This window comes from Acinetobacter sp. YH12117, from assembly GCF_013418865.1.
In the GTDB taxonomy this organism is placed as follows: Bacteria; Pseudomonadota; Gammaproteobacteria; order Pseudomonadales; family Moraxellaceae; genus Acinetobacter; species Acinetobacter indicus.
Genome location: NZ_VPBF01000005.1, coordinates 1 through 15,184, shown reverse-complemented (window position 1 = coordinate 15,184; position 15,184 = coordinate 1). Strand labels below are relative to the sequence as shown.

Here is a 15,184-nt window from a genome sequence, read left to right as displayed (position 1 = left end):
AATCCGATGGACGCAATTATTATTGAAGGCTTAAAGGTCGAAACAGTGGTGGGCTGTTTTAACTGGGAGCGTCAGATTATCCAGCCTTTGCTGCTGGACTTAACCATTCAGTGCAGTCTGGAGCAGGCTGCCTGTTCTGATGAACTGGAAGATACCCTGAACTATGCCGAAATTTGTGAAATTTCTGCGCAAGTGATTCAGGCCGCTCAGCCAAAATTGATTGAACATGCAGCAAAGCTGGTGCTGGATGCACTTTTTGCTCACTATCCTACAGTTGAATCGATTATGATTAGCATCCGCAAGCCTGCCATTATCCCGCAAGCCCAATCTGTAGGAATTCGTCTTGAACGCCACCGAAACGATTTTCGCCCTAGCACTGGCGAGTAATTCTCATCCTGAACAGCATTTTCAACAGGCATTTGCTGCGCTGTCGCGTTTGGGGCGTTTGCAGTGTTCCTCGATTTATCTGATTCCGTGCCGGGATGGGATTGGTGCGGATTACTGGAATGCCGCCTGTCTGCTCAAGAGTGAACACAGTGTCGAGCAGATTCTGGCCTTGCTAAAACAGTTAGAAGCAGATTCCGGGCGGGTACGACCTTCACATCAAATCAGTTTAGATGTGGATTTAATTGCTTGGGGGACAAGCCTGGAGCAAATGCAATTTAATCCAAAGAAATTACCGCTGGCGCTGGATGTAAAAATCCCGATGTTTGAGCTGTGGCACAATGCGGCATTTGCCCACCAGCCCCATCCATTTCCTGTAATTCAATGTTCAGCGTGAAGATGACATGACTCATCAGCAAGCCCGGTTTTATACCGGGCTTTTTAAATTAAGTAGATAAATTGGTCGTGTTGATTTTACTTACGCTTGCACACGCATGATAAAACAGCCTGCGAGGATGCAGGCTGTTTTTGGAATCTTTCATCAAACATGATGAAGATAAAACGCTTAAATATAATAACTAGTCTTGGTCATCAGTTTTGAAATACCGGTCATAGCAATATGTACAGGCGCAGGGAGATCAACCCCGCCTGCATTTAGCGCCGTATCACGATGATGCAGCTCATCCTCGTTCATTTGTTCCAGAATTTTGCGCGAGCGTTCATCATGTGCTGGCAATTGACGAATATGATCTTCTAAATGCAGGCTGACCTGACGCTCAGTTTCAGCGACAAAACCTAAACTGTATTTGTCCCCGGCAATTCCGGCAATAGCGCCCATGCCAAAAGATAGTCCGTACCAGACCGGATTGAGCAGGCTGGTATGGCTATCCAGTTCTTTTAAACGGTCTTCACACCAGGCCAAATGATCCTGTTCTTCAATGGCGGCCTGTTCCATTTCGCGGCGTACATTCGGGAGCTTCGCTGTCAGTGCCTGACCATGATACAGCGCCTGCGCACAAACTTCACCACTATGATTGACCCGCATTAATCCCGCCACATGACGCGCTTCACTCACTGCTAATTGAGTTGGAGTATTTTGCCCAGGATTATCGCGCTGAGCCGAGGTGACGCCCGGAACCAGGCTGCGTAAGGCCTGATCAAATGAATGAATAAACTTGTCGAGACCGGTGTAATGACGCATGAATTTAATCCTCCAGAGGGTCTGCTGCAGTATCAAGCATAGACTTGAATTTAAACAAGAGCCAGATGGTGAATATGGCGCTTAAAACAGCAGTAATGCAAAACAGAATTTTAAGGTCAATTTGCAGCACGCTTAAAATAATAATCGAGAAGATGGCTGAAGAAACCATAAAAATCGCATTTAAAATGTTATTGGCTGCCACCACCCGGGCACGATGCGAGCGCGGTGAATAGGCCTGCATCATGGCATATAGGGGCACAATATAAAAACCGCCACTAATACCGAGCAAGGTCACGGCCAGCATCACATGATAATAACTCCAGCCTTGCTGAAAGACTTCGCTTAAGCCCAGTAGTTCACCAGTTTGTGGTGGTACAAAGGCCAGTGCAGCAGCCAGATAAAACGCAAATACGGTTAAACCGACCGCACCAATCGGTACCATCTTGATATTTACCTCGGTGCCGCCAATTTTACGACAGAGTAATGAACCGACACCAATCCCGACCGAGAAGAAAGTTAGCAATAAGCTGACCACATTTTCAGAAGCATGCAGGTTTTGCTGGGTCAGCTGTGGAATTTGGGTCAGATACGTCGCGCCATAAAACCAGTACCAGGAGTTACCGAGTAAAATCAGAAAAATCAGCGGCAGGTTTTTGGCATATTTTAAGGTTTGAATATTGGTACGGAAAAAGTTCCAGTCCACCTGTAACTGCGGTGCAGCAATCGGCTGTTTTAAAATAAAACGGCTGGCAAGATAACCGACCACGGCAATAGCCAGCACGGTCAGGCTGATCCAGAGTAAATTACCAGCGGAGAGGGAAATCACCGCGCCGCCTAGAATCATCCCGACCAGAATGGCAATTGAGGTGCCGGACTGGAACAGCGCATTTCCCGACATCAACTCATTCGGTTTCAGGATTTCTGGCAAAATCGCATATTTGATGGGACCAAAAAAGGTCGATTGGGTACCCATTAAAAACAGGGCAAACATCAGCAACCATAAGTTGCCAATCAGGAAGCCGACCGTGGCCAGTAACATCACCGCAATTTCCAGCAGTTTTAAATAACGCACCAGCTGCGAGCGTTCATATTTATCGGCAATTTGTCCGGCTGTGGCCGAGAAAATAAAATAGGGCAAAATGAACAGCAGTGCCGCCAGATTATTCAGGGTGCTGATACTGCCAGATTGCTGACTGATCCAGCCATAGGTAATCACCAGCAGCAAAGCCTGCTTAAACACGTTGTCATTCAGCGCGCCCAGAAACTGGGTACAGAACATGGGCAAGAAGCGTCGTGTGGCTAGCAAATTTTCATTTTTTTCCATAAGAAGTGGACTTCATTAGTTTTATTAAGAAATGTGACCAATTGATATAATTGCCCGAAAATCATGTATGATATTTTGCAGTGTTTTCACTGTTGAAAAAATCCAATAAATTAGAGTCTGTTAGCGAACATTTCATTGCGGATTTTTCCATTAAAAAGATTAAATTTAGAGTTTTCTATGCTTGTGAACCGAACTTTTAAAAAGTCTGCGCTGTCTAACAGTATGCATGCCATAATTCAGTGGAGGCATTCCAGACAACTTTGTCTGAGCATTTTTTTAAGTTTAGTCGCACAGCAGGGCTTTAGTCAAAATCCTCCCGCAGTGGCGGAACCGGCGAGCGATCCGGTCGCATCGGCCGACATGAAACAGGAAATTCGCGATCTGGCGCTCAGCCAAGGCAAAGATACCCCTGAAGAATTAGAAAAAATTGAGAATTTTCAGGCGACTAGCACTGAGCCGGACAGTCTGGAGATGTTGCAACAGCAGCAAAATAGCAGTGAACCGATAGCCGCGTTTCAGCCAATTGAACTGGAAAATCTGGATGATTTACCGGTAATGCCGGTTGATGCCAATATGGCCGCAGAAATTTTCCAGATCGCTGAACAGGCCAAACAGGAAGCACGCCAGTATCGCGCCGAGCAGAATACTGAAGTACTAATTAATGATGCCACCCAGCAGGAACAGGCTGAAATTAACCAGTCTCCGGTCAATGTCGACCAGCTGATGGACAGTATCCGCGCCGACAGCCAGATTGTGGTGGAAGCTAATACCTCCGGCCGAACCCTGACGGAGTTGGGCCTGAATACAGAAGTGGCCGATGCCGATAAACCGGGCTTTTTCCGGCGCTTGCTGTATAAGGTACGTCCACCGCGTGAGTTAAATACTGCACGGGTGCCCCGGATTAGTGCCGATGTGGTGATTACCGGCGCCGAGAATAGTGGTGAAGTTTCCGCAGAGGCCTATGCCACGGCACTGGAAAATCTGCGTGTCAATGTGCGCGGCAAACTGTCCAGTTTTACCCAGGAATCTTTTGCCGATTTTCCCTCGGCTTTACCGCAGTTGCGTTCTTTATCCAATCAGGCGGCACAGGCCGTCGGCTTTTATCATGCCGAATTCAAGTTTGAAAAGCTGAATGACAGCCGGGTGCGGGTTCTGGTCACACCAAATACACCGGTGCATGTGCAGGAGCAGAATATTGAATTTAGCGGCCCAGGTGAGAATCTGGCACAGTTCCAGGTAATTCGCGTCCTGCCCGATCAGGATGTGGGCGATGTGTTTCACCACGGTCTGTATGAAGAGACCAAAACCCGGATTAATGATGCTGCCTCCAATAACGGTTTCTTTGATGGCTATTGGCGCCTGCATGACGTGAAAGTGGCGCAGCCGCAAAATACTGCCGATATTAACCTGCGCTATGAAACTGGCGAGCGTTATACGCTTGGACCAGCTCAGTTCCGGATGAGTGATCCGAGCAAGGAATTTCCTCTGGATATGGATATTCTAGAAAGCATGGTGCCGTGGGAAGATGGCGCCGATTACACCTTCTGGCGGGTCAACGGTCTGGCCAATAACCTGACCAACTCACGTTATTTTAACTATACGCTGGTCGATACCATGCGTCCCGATCCGCTGGAACGCCCCCCAGAATTGCCACCGGATATTCAGGCCCTGGTTGATCAGCGCAAACTTTCTGCTGAAGATTTCCAGCCGGTTCAGGACCAGAAAGATTTAAGCTCGACTGAAGAAGTGACCCAGTCAGTGGTGGATGAAGACCAGTTTGCTGGTACTCAGGAAGCGGAGCCGAATGAAAACATCCGTCAGCTACGGGTCGAACAGCAAACCCAGCAATCAGAAGAAGAGCGGCTAAAAGAACAGGCACGTCTGGAAAAGAAAATTCCGGTGATTGTGACTTTGAACGCCGACAAACTGAACAGTGCAGAAGTTGGTGCCGGTTATGGCACAGATACCGGAATGCGTGTACGTGGCCAGTATCGCCGGGCCATTGTTAACCGTCGTGGTCACTCCTTCGATGCCAACCTGGAACTATCTGAAATCCGCCAGTCTTTAGATGGCCGCTATAGCATTCCCTATAATCATCCACTGAATGACTATATTACCCTGGTGGCCGGTTATGAGCGTGAAGAGCGTAGCGATGTTTCTGCCGGCAATGACCTGTTAATTGAATCGGCAGTGGCCGGCGCCGACCGGATTATTAAAAATCAGCGTGGCAGCTGGCAACATGCTTATGGTCTGCGTTACCGTCTGGACCGTTTAACCCAGAACGGTGTGGTCGATATTGACAAGATTCCTGACGCCTTTATTGGTAATGGTTCCACCGAACAGCAGTCTTTACTGTTTGGTTATGAACTGTCACGTACCGATAGTAGCCCGCGTGTGAATCCAACCCGTGGTTTCAAGCAGATTTATAAAGTTGAACTCGGCAGTGAAAGCCTGTTGTCCGATGCCGATATGGCAATTTTAAATGCCGGCTGGCGTTTTATTTATTCTCTGGGTGAAAATAACGATCATCAGTTTGTTGGTCGTGCCGATCTGGGTTATATCGTGACCGAAGATTTTAGCAAAGTGCCTTATAATCTACGTTACTTTGCCGGTGGGGATCAGACCATTCGCGGTTTTGACTTTAAGAGCCTGTCTCCGCAAATTGATGGCTTTAAAATTGGTGGACAAGCACTTGGGGTGGGCTCACTGGAATATAACTATCAGTTCAGGGAAGGCTGGCGCGCAGCAATTTTTAGCGATTTTGGTAATGCTTATGATGCCGATTTTAGCAATCCGACCGAATACAGTGTCGGTTTAGGGGTACGCTGGGCATCACCAATTGGCCCGATTCGGGTTGATGTCGCTTCGGGCATTTCGGATGAGAATCATCCAATTCGTCTGCATTTCTTTATTGGCTCGCAATTATAAAATTAAGATTTAGAGAGAACTATGGCTGAAGTTGAACAGCAACCAAATACACCCGCGCCTGTACCCAAAAAGCGCAGAATAGTCAGAAGTGCCTTGTTGTCACTGCTGTTTATGGTGGTGTTGCTGGTATCGGCTTTGGCAATCATGTTCTCGACCGACCGTGGCAGTAAATTCCTGCTCGACCGGGTGCTGGAACGTCAGCAGATCATTCAGTATGAATATGAAGGCGGGAACTTATTGCGCGGTATTATCCTGCGCAATATTCTGATCACACTGAAATCGGTGGATGTCAAAATTGACCGCGCTGATGTCATGCTGGGCTGGCGCGCCGTGCTGAATAAGGAAATCCATTTTACCCATGCCGATGTGCGTAATCTGCAAATTACCACCAAAGGACCGCCAAGTGATGGACCATTCAAGTTTAATGAAATCCGTCTGCCTTTTGTACTCCGGCTTGATCATGCCGATCTGGACCGTTTGCTGATTCAGACTTCAGCTGGCAGCAAAGTCAATTTTTATGATGTAATCCTGAACAATGCGCTGTGGTCGGGCACCAAACTGGAATTTGAAGATTCCAGTATGCGTATGGATTATCTGTCGGTCAAAAATGCCAGCGGCGATATGGATTTTTATGGCAAATATCCGCTGAATGCCATTGGCGATGTGAATTTACCTTCGTTAAACAACAGCCTGAATATTCATGATATTAAAGTCGTCGCCAAAGGGTCTTTAGATACCGTTCAGGCCGGGGTGGCGACCTATACGCCCGATTTGCTCACCGGTTGGGTGGTGCTGCATCCAATGCGTGAAAATGTGCCGATGTTTGGTGAGCTGCAGTTTAATCAATACCATTGGCCGCTGTTACAAGACTGGGAGCTGTATACAGAAGACGGCACAGCCAAGTTTAAGGGTGATATCAAGCGTCTGGATTTAGATGTCGCTACCGATCTGATGGGTAAAGATATTCCAACAGGACAATATACCGCGCTCATGCATACCGATCTGGTCAATCAGCTGAACATCAGCAACTTAAATGGCCAGCTGATGCAGGGCGCCGTGAATGTGGCTGGTGTGGTCGGCTGGAACGAGCGCGTCAGCTGGGACCTCACCGGTCGCCTGGACAAGATTAATCCGAAAGACCCACTCATTCCGCAGGGGGTGCAGGATTTTCTGCCGCCAAGTCTGGATGCTCAAATTGCCTCTAAAGGCCATTTAGAAAATGGAACCCATCTGACGGCGCAGGTCGATTTTGACCGCTATGAAACCTGGAACCTGAAACTGGATCAGAATGCGCCGAAAAACCGCCAGCCAAACCCCATGGTGCTGGATGTACGCTGGAACAATATTGACCGCGCGATGCCTTATATTGGCTGGTTATCCAGTGAATCGGGTGATGTGCAGATGGCCCTGGTCGAAGGCCAGCAAAAGATTTTTGTCGCAACCCAGGTGGCACAGCATGAGCAGGGCGCTTTACCGGCGGGTATGTACAAGGCCGAGCTGAATCTGAAGAACAATAATCTGGATGTACCTAGCTTTAGCTATAACGCCGGCGCCAGCACCTTAACGGGACGTGCGCTGATTGAACTGCCAACCGACAAGCGCCAGCTCAAATGGAATGCTACCTTAAACGCGGACAATTTTAATCCGCAAATTATTGCTGATGCTGCTCCGGTCAATCTGCTGAATGGCCGTTTGCAGGCCAATGGTTTTGCCCGTCCAAACCAGCAGATTATTCATTTAAACAATATTGATTTACGCGGGCGTCTGGCCGAGCAGGATGAAACAGTGCATTTGACCGGGAACAGTACCGTGGCCTTGCTGTTCCATGATGAACGTGCGGGTGGCGGCTTCAAGAGCTTCGCGGTCAATTATGATGGCGCGCTCAACAGCAGTCTGCTGGAAGCCAGTCAGGGCAGTTTAAAGCTGAAACTGTCCGGTACACCGGAGCTGATCAAGATTTCAGACCTGCGTCATGACGGTGTGGCCGGGCAGATTCTGGCCAATGGTATGCTGAACCTGAAAAATGGCATTGGCTGGAACCTGAACGCCTCTTTAATCCGCTTTAAACCGCATTATTTTGTCTCAAGTGTGCGCGGCGAGCTGTCGGGCAATGTACGTACCCAAGGGGTTTGGTCAGATCAGCTTAAACGCATCAATATTGAAAAGCTCAATTTGGCCGGCATGATCAACAATAAACCGGTACGTGGTACCGGTAATCTGGCCCTGTTGATGGATGCTAATCAGCAAGGTTTCCTGCCGCAGCAGTTTGAGGCCAATAATTTATATCTGGCCTATGCCAAGAACCAGATTCAGGCTACTGGTAATGCACAAAACCTGAGAATCAAACTGAATGCACCAGCACTGTATGAACTGTATGCCGGTTTGCGTGGCCGTGCTTATGGCTATTTAAATGTGCAGTCGCAACCACGTTTGCAGGCCACCGCCAATCTGGTGGTCGATGATTTTGGTTTAAATAACCTGTTTAGCGTGCGCAAAATGCGTTTACGCGGTGAATTACCGACCTCGGAAAATACCCCAACCTTGCTTACGGCCAGTCTGGAAAATTTACGTAGCGGCAACCGTGAAATTCAAAAAGGCGAGATTTCACTGGCCGGTACCCGCCAGGCGCATCTGCTGAAAGTGAAAGCGGAAAACCGTTTAAGTAGCTTCTATGTGCAGCTGGCCGGCGGCTTTAATGCTGAAAATAACTGGCTGGGTCAAATCCAGAAAGGTGATTTTGACTCCTTAAGAACCCGTCTGGTGCAGCGTCAGAATGCCTCGGTCATCTTCCAGACCAAAACCAGTGATCTGTTTGTGGGTGCGCATTGCTGGATGAGCCAGCAAAGCCAGTTGTGTTTTGACCAGCCAATTCGAGTCAATAAAAACCGAGGCAATGTGTCCTTTGTAACGCGCAATGTCGACCTGAACGATTTTGCCGCCTTTATGCCGGAAGGTCTGGCGATTACCGGTAAAGTCAATGGACATGCCAAAGCCTCCTGGGCACAAGACCAGCGGCCAAAAATTGATGCACGTCTGGTAACCCGTAATGGGGTCATTGGTCTGGCAGGTGATGACCCGCAAGAACTGGGTTCGACCTTAAGCTATGATCAGGTGGCTGTGGTGGCTAAAAGTATTGCCGAAGGTCTGCAAATTCGACTGGATGTGAAAACCCCGGAAATTGGTGCTGGTTATGCCAATGTTATTATTGATCCATATACCGAGCGTAAGCCGATGCGCGGTGAAATTGCCTTTAATGAAGTGCAGTTAAAAGTCTTTAAGCCGTTTATTGCCGATGTGCGTTCTATGGCTGGGGTATTGTCCTTTGCCGGTAAGGTCGGCGGTACGTTAACCCAGCCATTACTGACCGGTGAAATGCGTCTGAAAGATGGTGCCATCAGCATGATTTCCCTGCCGGTGAACCTGACCAATGTGCAGCTGTATTCCTCGATTCGGCAGGATTCGGCCACAATTAATGGCGCATTTAACAGCGGTCAGGGTGTGGGGCATTTAACCGGTCATGTTGACTGGAAAGGTGTACCAAAAATTCAGCTGAACTTAAAAGGGGATAATCTGCTGGTGCGTCAGGCACCGCTAATTACTGCCATTGTGACGCCGGATTTATCCATGGAGGTTTTCCCGACCCAGAAACGTTTAAGCTTAAATGGCAAGGTCGATGTGCCGCGTGCGTTAATTTCCATGCCTGAGGCTTCTGATCCGGTGGTGAACCTGTCTTCAGATGTGCGTGTGGTGCATGAAGGGCAAGACCAGCTGGCGGTATTACGCTCTGCACGTCCTTGGGATATTCGTGCCGATCTGGAACTGAATCTGGGCGATCAGGTCATCTTCCAGGGCTTTGACAGCCGTATTCCACTGGTGGGCCGTCTGTATCTGAGTCAGCGTGGTCTGGAAACCGCCATGCGCGCCAATGGTGCAATTGGGGTTAGCCAGCGCGTCAAGATTGAAGCCTATGGCCAAAGTCTGGATTTAAACCGTGCCATCGCCCGTTTTAATGGACCATTAGCCAACCCGAGTCTAGATATTGATGCCAACAAGAGCGTACAGGGTAGCGTAGTCGGGGTGCGGGTGACCGGAACGGCTTCTGGTCCGAATATTCAGGTCTATAACGATGCCGGCTTGTCCGAGCAGGAAGCACTAAATGCCCTGATTACCGGCCGGATTAACGAAGGTGCCAGCGGTTTAAGCCAGACCGACAGTTTCCGTTCCGATGTCAACAATACCATTGCGGCGGCAGGTATCAGTCTTGGTTTAGGCGGCACGCGTGCCCTGACCAACCAGATTGGGCGTACCTTTGGTTTAAGTGGGTTGGCTTTAGATGCACAGGGTACGGGGGATGATACCCAGGTCAGCCTGACCGGTTATATCACTCCGGATCTGTTTATCCGTTATGGCGTGGGCGTGTTTACCCCGGTGAACAAGCTGACCTTGCGTTATCAGATGAACAAACGTCTGTATCTGGAAGCCAGTCAGTCGCTGGAACGTGCCGTGGATATTTTCTATAACTGGCGTTTCTAAGCCGTCTATTCTGAACTTGAAAATGCGCTCAACACGGGCGCATTTTTTCTGGCCGATTTCTCATTCACGATAACTTTGATTATCATAGCGGAAATAGGAGAGTATGCATGAACAAACTATTCGCTTTGGCTGCCGTAATTGCATTGGCTGGCTGTGCAGAGAAAAAGCCCTTAACCCCGGAAGAGCAATGGAAAGGTTACTGTACCAGTGTTGGTAATGCAGCACGAACCATCATGCTGGATCGTCAAAATGCCATTGAAAAAGATCAGGCACTGGCTCATGCGGACAAAGTAGAAGATGCAACCACACGCAAATTTATTTTTGAGATTATTGAAACGGTCTATGCCATGCCTGAGCAGGAAGTGAAGGGTGATGTAGATGCCGCGCGTGAGAAAATTAAAGCGCAATATACAGAAAAATGTCTGGCTACGCCGTATGACGAAATGCCGGATTATCGACGTTTTTAAGTCATGAACCCAAAATGCCAGATGACATATTTGTGATCTGGCATTTTTTTGTGCTCACTATTTCTGCATATAGATAACAATAATCAAAATTCGCTGCGTTGATTTATATTTTAAGCAGATATTGAGTCTGCTATTTCTTCCTCTACTTACTTCTAAATAGCCTAAGCAATATAAATATATATTGTGACACTTTTCTTTAGCACCAATATAGAAAAGCTTATCTTTTTAATGAATAATGGATTTAACAATAGCCAGAAGAAAGGAGCACATCATGGACGTGATTGGTTATCTGCATCATGCAGATTTGCTCTTGGAAGATGAACAGGGCGTGACCATTATTGGCAATAGCAACTATGTACTCAGTATTGGAGATAAAGTCTATTTTCAACAACTTATTGATGCTGACAGCAAGCGTTATCAGGTCAATATCTCCTTTGCCAGTGCCGGGCATAGTACTCTGCATGAAGATGAAATTCAGGTCAAATTTGAGGGCAGTCGCGAACATCTGCAGCAATATTTAAACAGTACAACGGTACACTAAGGTTGAATAGTAATTGGAACCCGGAAAAGGCAGCATAGTGTTGCCTTTTTTCTATTTAGAATTCGGTTAAAGTGGATTAAAAGCAGCAATGACGGGTCTAAACGTGCTCCGCTTGATTATTGTATAAACAATATGAACATCATTTAGTTATAAAATAATGAGCATCACAAAGAAACACCTTCCTTGCATTAACTTTTAACTGGAATTTTAGTAAAATTTTGCAGTCCATATTACTTGTGAAGCTTTGAACAAGCTGGAATTCACAGGTAATTTTTTAAAAAAGAGGAATAACACCGTGCTAGAAGCTTACCGCCAACACGTTGAAGAACGTGCCGCACTCGGAGTCCCACCGAAGCCACTTGATGATGCTCAAACCGCTGCATTAGTTGAATTATTAAAAAACCCGCCAGCTGGTGAAGAAGCTTTCTTGGTTGATTTGCTTGAAAACCGTGTTCCAGCGGGTGTAGACCAAGCTGCTTATGTAAAAGCTGCTTTCCTGTCTGCTGTTGCAAAAGGCGAAGCGACTTCTCCATTAGTTTCTAAAGAACGTGCGGTTTACTTACTAGGTACTATGCTTGGTGGTTATAACGTAGCGCCTTTAGTTGAGCTTCTGGAAAATGCTGAACTTGGTGGTTTAGCGGCTGACGCTCTGAAGAAAACCCTGCTTGTATTTGATGCATTCCACGACGTTGCTGAAAAAGCAAAAGCGGGTAATGACAATGCGAAAGCAGTACTTCAATCATGGGCTGAAGCTGAATGGTTCACTAGCCGTCCAGACGTTCCAGAAGAAATCAAACTGACTGTTTTCAAAGTAACAGGCGAAACGAATACTGACGACTTGTCACCTGCACAAGACGCGTGGAGCCGTCCAGACATTCCATTGCACGCAAATGCAATGCTGAAAAACGTTCGTGATGGTATCAACCCAGAAGTTCCTGGTGAAGTTGGTCCATTAAACCAAATTAAAGAACTGATCGCGAAAGGCAACCAGGTTGCTTACGTTGGTGACGTTGTTGGTACAGGTTCTTCTCGTAAATCTGCAACGAACTCTGTGCTTTGGTTCTTCGGTGACGAACTTCCACACATTCCAAACAAAAAAGACGGCGGTTACTGCTTAGGCGGTAAAATTGCTCCGATTTTCTTCAACACCATGGAAGATGCGGGTGCATTACCAGTTGAGATCGATGTTTCTAACATGAACATGGGTGATGAAATCACACTGAAAATCGATCACGCTGCTGCAAAAGTAACTGCGTTCAAAAACGGCGAACAAATTGCTGAATCTGAACTGAAAACTCCAGTGCTTCTAGATGAAGTACGTGCCGGTGGCCGTATTAACCTGATCATTGGTCGTGGTTTAACTGGTAAAGCACGTGAAGCTTTAGGTCTTGAGCCATCTTCTTTATTCCGTACTCCAGTACAACCTGCTGACTCTGGCAAAGGCTTCACTTTAGCGCAGAAGATGGTTGGTCGTGCATGTGGTCTTCCAGAAGGTCAAGGCGTTCGCCCTGGTACTTACTGCGAACCGAAGATGACAACTGTTGGTTCTCAAGATACAACTGGTCCTATGACTCGTGACGAGTTAAAAGACTTGGCGTGCTTGGGCTTCTCTGCTGACCTGGTAATGCAATCTTTCTGTCACACAGCTGCGTATCCAAAACCAGTTGACGTGCAAATGCAACACACACTACCTGACTTCATCATGAACCGTGGTGGTGTATCTTTACGTCCAGGTGACGGTATTATCCACTCTTGGTTAAACCGTATGCTTCTTCCAGATACAGTAGGTACTGGTGGTGACTCGCATACTCGTTTCCCAATTGGTATTTCATTCCCGGCAGGTTCTGGTCTGGTAGCGTTCGCTGCTGCGACTGGTGTTATGCCACTGGATATGCCTGAATCTGTACTTGTGAAGTTCAAAGGTAAAATGCAACCTGGTATCACTCTACGTGACCTGGTACACGCAATTCCTTACTACGCAATTAAAGAAGGTGACCTGACTGTAGAGAAGAAAGGTAAGAAAAATATCTTCTCTGGTCGTATCTTAGAGATCGACTTAACAGAAATGGAAACTGACTTAACTGTTGAGCAAGCATTCGAATTGTCTGATGCTTCTGCTGAACGTTCTGCTGCAGGCTGTGCGATCACGCTTTCTGAAGAGAAAGTTGCTGAATACCTACGTTCTAACATCACCATGCTGAAGTGGATGATTTCACAAGGTTATGGCGATGCTCGTACTATGGCGCGCCGTGTTGAGAACATGGAAAAATGGTTAGCGAACCCATCACTGCTTAAAGCTGATGCTGATGCTGAATACACTAAAGTGTATGAAATTGACCTTGCTGACATCAACGAACCTATCCTGTGCTGCCCGAACGATCCAGATGATGCGAAACTGCTTTCTGACGTTCAAGGCGACAAGATTGATGAAGTATTCATCGGTTCTTGTATGACGAACATCGGTCACTTCCGTGCAGCTGGTAAACTTCTAGACAAAGTTCCTGGTGGTTCTTTATCTACTCGTCTATGGTTGGCTCCTCCAACGCGTATGGACGAACACCAGTTAATGGAAGAAGGTTTCTTCAACATTTATGGTAAAGCTGGCGCGCGTACTGAAATGCCAGGTTGTTCATTATGTATGGGTAACCAAGCACGTGTTGCTCCGAACACTACTGTAGTTTCTACGTCTACTCGTAACTTCCCGAACCGTTTAGGTCAAGGTGCGAACGTATACTTAGCTTCTGCAGAGCTTGCTTCTGTTGCTGCGGTTCTTGGTAAATTACCAACTCCAGAAGAGTATCAACAATACGCTTCTCAAATCGACAGCATGTCTGCTGACATTTACAAGTACTTGAACTTCGATCAAATGTCTGAATATACAGATGCTGCTGAAAAGGTAGATACGAAGAAAATTGCTGCTGCTCAATTGTCTTAATTGATTAAGTAGTTAATAAGAAAATCCCACGTCATGTGGGATTTTCTTTATTTAATAGAATCTTACTAATAATAGACTTCTTGCGAAAGTATGGTTTTATCTAATTTTTGAATTGGCTAAAACCGCATAAAATATAGCTTTCGGCTGCTTAAAATTTGACTAACGCAAGAAGTCTAATAAAACTGTAATTTAGAAATTGGCCTTATGAAACTAAAGAATTTATCTTTTATATTATTAACATTTTGTTCTACACAAATTTTTGCAGAAGTGTCGTATACGAAGTTAGCAAACATAAAATTGGTTGATGAAAGTATATATCCCACAGGATATGACATTCAGTCTGAAGTGGAAAATTTGATTAGAGAGAAAAAGTTCAAAGATATTTCAAACAAAGCACAACAGCTTTTAAATAGTGAAGAATATAATTTTGATGGTAAGTTTAAACATACTAGTTATTTAGATTCTTTTCTTGGGATTGTAAATAAACATCGAGTAACTTCTCCAAATTATTATAAAGAAAATATAGCAATCGCACAGAAATGGATTAAGGCTGAACCAGAGTCACCATTAGGTTATATTTACTATACGCTTTGGGTTAGAAAACATGCTTGGAGCATTAGAGGGGGAAGTTATACTTCACAAGTATCGAAAAAAAATATGCAATATTTTGGTGATCAATCAATTAAAAATTTAAATTTTTTATTAGAAAATTATGATGTTGCATCTAAAGATCCTTTTTATTACTACATACTGTTAATGACCCTACGTGATCTGGGGGCTGAAGAAAACTACTTAAAAGCTTATCAAGATGGAATTGTAAAATATCCAAAACAGCGAGTTATTTATAATACATTTATGGGGAGTTTTGAGC

The 15,184-nt window shown here is 46.2% G+C and carries 10 protein-coding genes; 8 read left to right on the top strand and 2 right to left on the bottom strand.

The window, feature by feature from the left end:
• The first annotated feature begins 6 nt into the window (after positions 1-6).
• Together folB and FTU55_RS03175 are read left to right on the top strand one after the other, a co-directional pair.
• The gene (gene folB / locus FTU55_RS03180) at positions 7-387 is read left to right on the top strand and encodes a dihydroneopterin aldolase (RefSeq protein WP_005178686.1); all 381 of its coding nucleotides are present in this window, start codon (positions 7-9) and stop codon (positions 385-387) included.
• Complete coding sequence (locus tag FTU55_RS03175; RefSeq protein ID WP_005178682.1) at positions 344-781, top strand: 2-amino-4-hydroxy-6-hydroxymethyldihydropteridine diphosphokinase; 438 nt, start codon at positions 344-346, stop codon at positions 779-781. The genes folB and FTU55_RS03175 overlap by 44 nt, the downstream gene beginning before the upstream one ends.
• A gap of 168 nt (positions 782-949) precedes the next feature.
• Here FTU55_RS03175 and coq7 read toward each other — a convergent pair whose 3' ends face one another.
• The gene (coq7, locus tag FTU55_RS03170) at positions 950-1,585 is read right to left on the bottom strand and encodes a 2-polyprenyl-3-methyl-6-methoxy-1,4-benzoquinone monooxygenase (RefSeq protein ID WP_016659085.1); all 636 of its coding nucleotides are present in this window, start codon (positions 1,583-1,585) and stop codon (positions 950-952) included.
• 4 nt (positions 1,586-1,589) lie between these two features.
• Positions 1,590-2,909 (bottom strand): MFS transporter, encoded by a 1,320-nt coding sequence (locus FTU55_RS03165; protein WP_180046167.1) that lies wholly within the window; start codon positions 2,907-2,909, stop codon positions 1,590-1,592.
• 177 nt (positions 2,910-3,086) lie between these two features.
• On the opposite strand from FTU55_RS03165, the gene FTU55_RS03160 reads away from it, so the two are divergent.
• The 6 genes from FTU55_RS03160 to FTU55_RS03135 all read left to right on the top strand — a co-directional run.
• A complete protein-coding gene (locus FTU55_RS03160; RefSeq protein WP_180046165.1) occupies positions 3,087-5,837 on the top strand; it encodes an autotransporter assembly complex family protein in 2,751 nt (916 codons plus the stop codon).
• A gap of 21 nt (positions 5,838-5,858) precedes the next feature.
• Positions 5,859-10,370: a translocation/assembly module TamB domain-containing protein gene (locus FTU55_RS03155; RefSeq protein ID WP_180046163.1), complete on the top strand. Its 4,512-nt coding sequence runs from the start codon at positions 5,859-5,861 to the stop codon at positions 10,368-10,370.
• A 107-nt stretch (positions 10,371-10,477) separates the two neighbouring features.
• A complete protein-coding gene (locus FTU55_RS03150) occupies positions 10,478-10,837 on the top strand; it encodes a hypothetical protein (RefSeq protein ID WP_180046161.1) in 360 nt (119 codons plus the stop codon).
• 271 nt (positions 10,838-11,108) lie between these two features.
• Positions 11,109-11,378: a hypothetical protein gene (locus tag FTU55_RS03145; RefSeq protein ID WP_005178664.1), complete on the top strand. Its 270-nt coding sequence runs from the start codon at positions 11,109-11,111 to the stop codon at positions 11,376-11,378.
• Positions 11,379-11,673: 295 nt separating this feature from the next.
• Complete coding sequence (locus FTU55_RS03140) at positions 11,674-14,313, top strand: bifunctional aconitate hydratase 2/2-methylisocitrate dehydratase (RefSeq protein ID WP_104488916.1); 2,640 nt, start codon at positions 11,674-11,676, stop codon at positions 14,311-14,313.
• A gap of 204 nt (positions 14,314-14,517) precedes the next feature.
• Positions 14,518-15,184 (top strand): hypothetical protein (locus FTU55_RS03135; protein WP_180046158.1); only part of this gene is annotated, 667 nt, incomplete at its 3' end.

Bases quoted from the DNA above. Each gene is read 5' to 3' on its own strand.
- folB (WP_005178686.1), top strand. From the start codon at position 7: ATGGACGCAATTATTATTGAAGGCTTAAAGGTCGAAACAGTGGTGGGC.
- coq7 (WP_016659085.1), bottom strand. From the start codon at position 1,585: ATGCGTCATTACACCGGTCTCGACAAGTTTATTCATTCATTTGATCAG.
- FTU55_RS03150 (WP_180046161.1), top strand. From the start codon at position 10,478: ATGAACAAACTATTCGCTTTGGCTGCCGTAATTGCATTGGCTGGCTGT.
- FTU55_RS03165 (WP_180046167.1), bottom strand. From the start codon at position 2,909: ATGGAAAAAAATGAAAATTTGCTAGCCACACGACGCTTCTTGCCCATG.
- FTU55_RS03145 (WP_005178664.1), top strand. From the start codon at position 11,109: ATGGACGTGATTGGTTATCTGCATCATGCAGATTTGCTCTTGGAAGAT.
- FTU55_RS03160 (WP_180046165.1), top strand. From the start codon at position 3,087: ATGCTTGTGAACCGAACTTTTAAAAAGTCTGCGCTGTCTAACAGTATG.
- FTU55_RS03155 (WP_180046163.1), top strand. From the start codon at position 5,859: ATGGCTGAAGTTGAACAGCAACCAAATACACCCGCGCCTGTACCCAAA.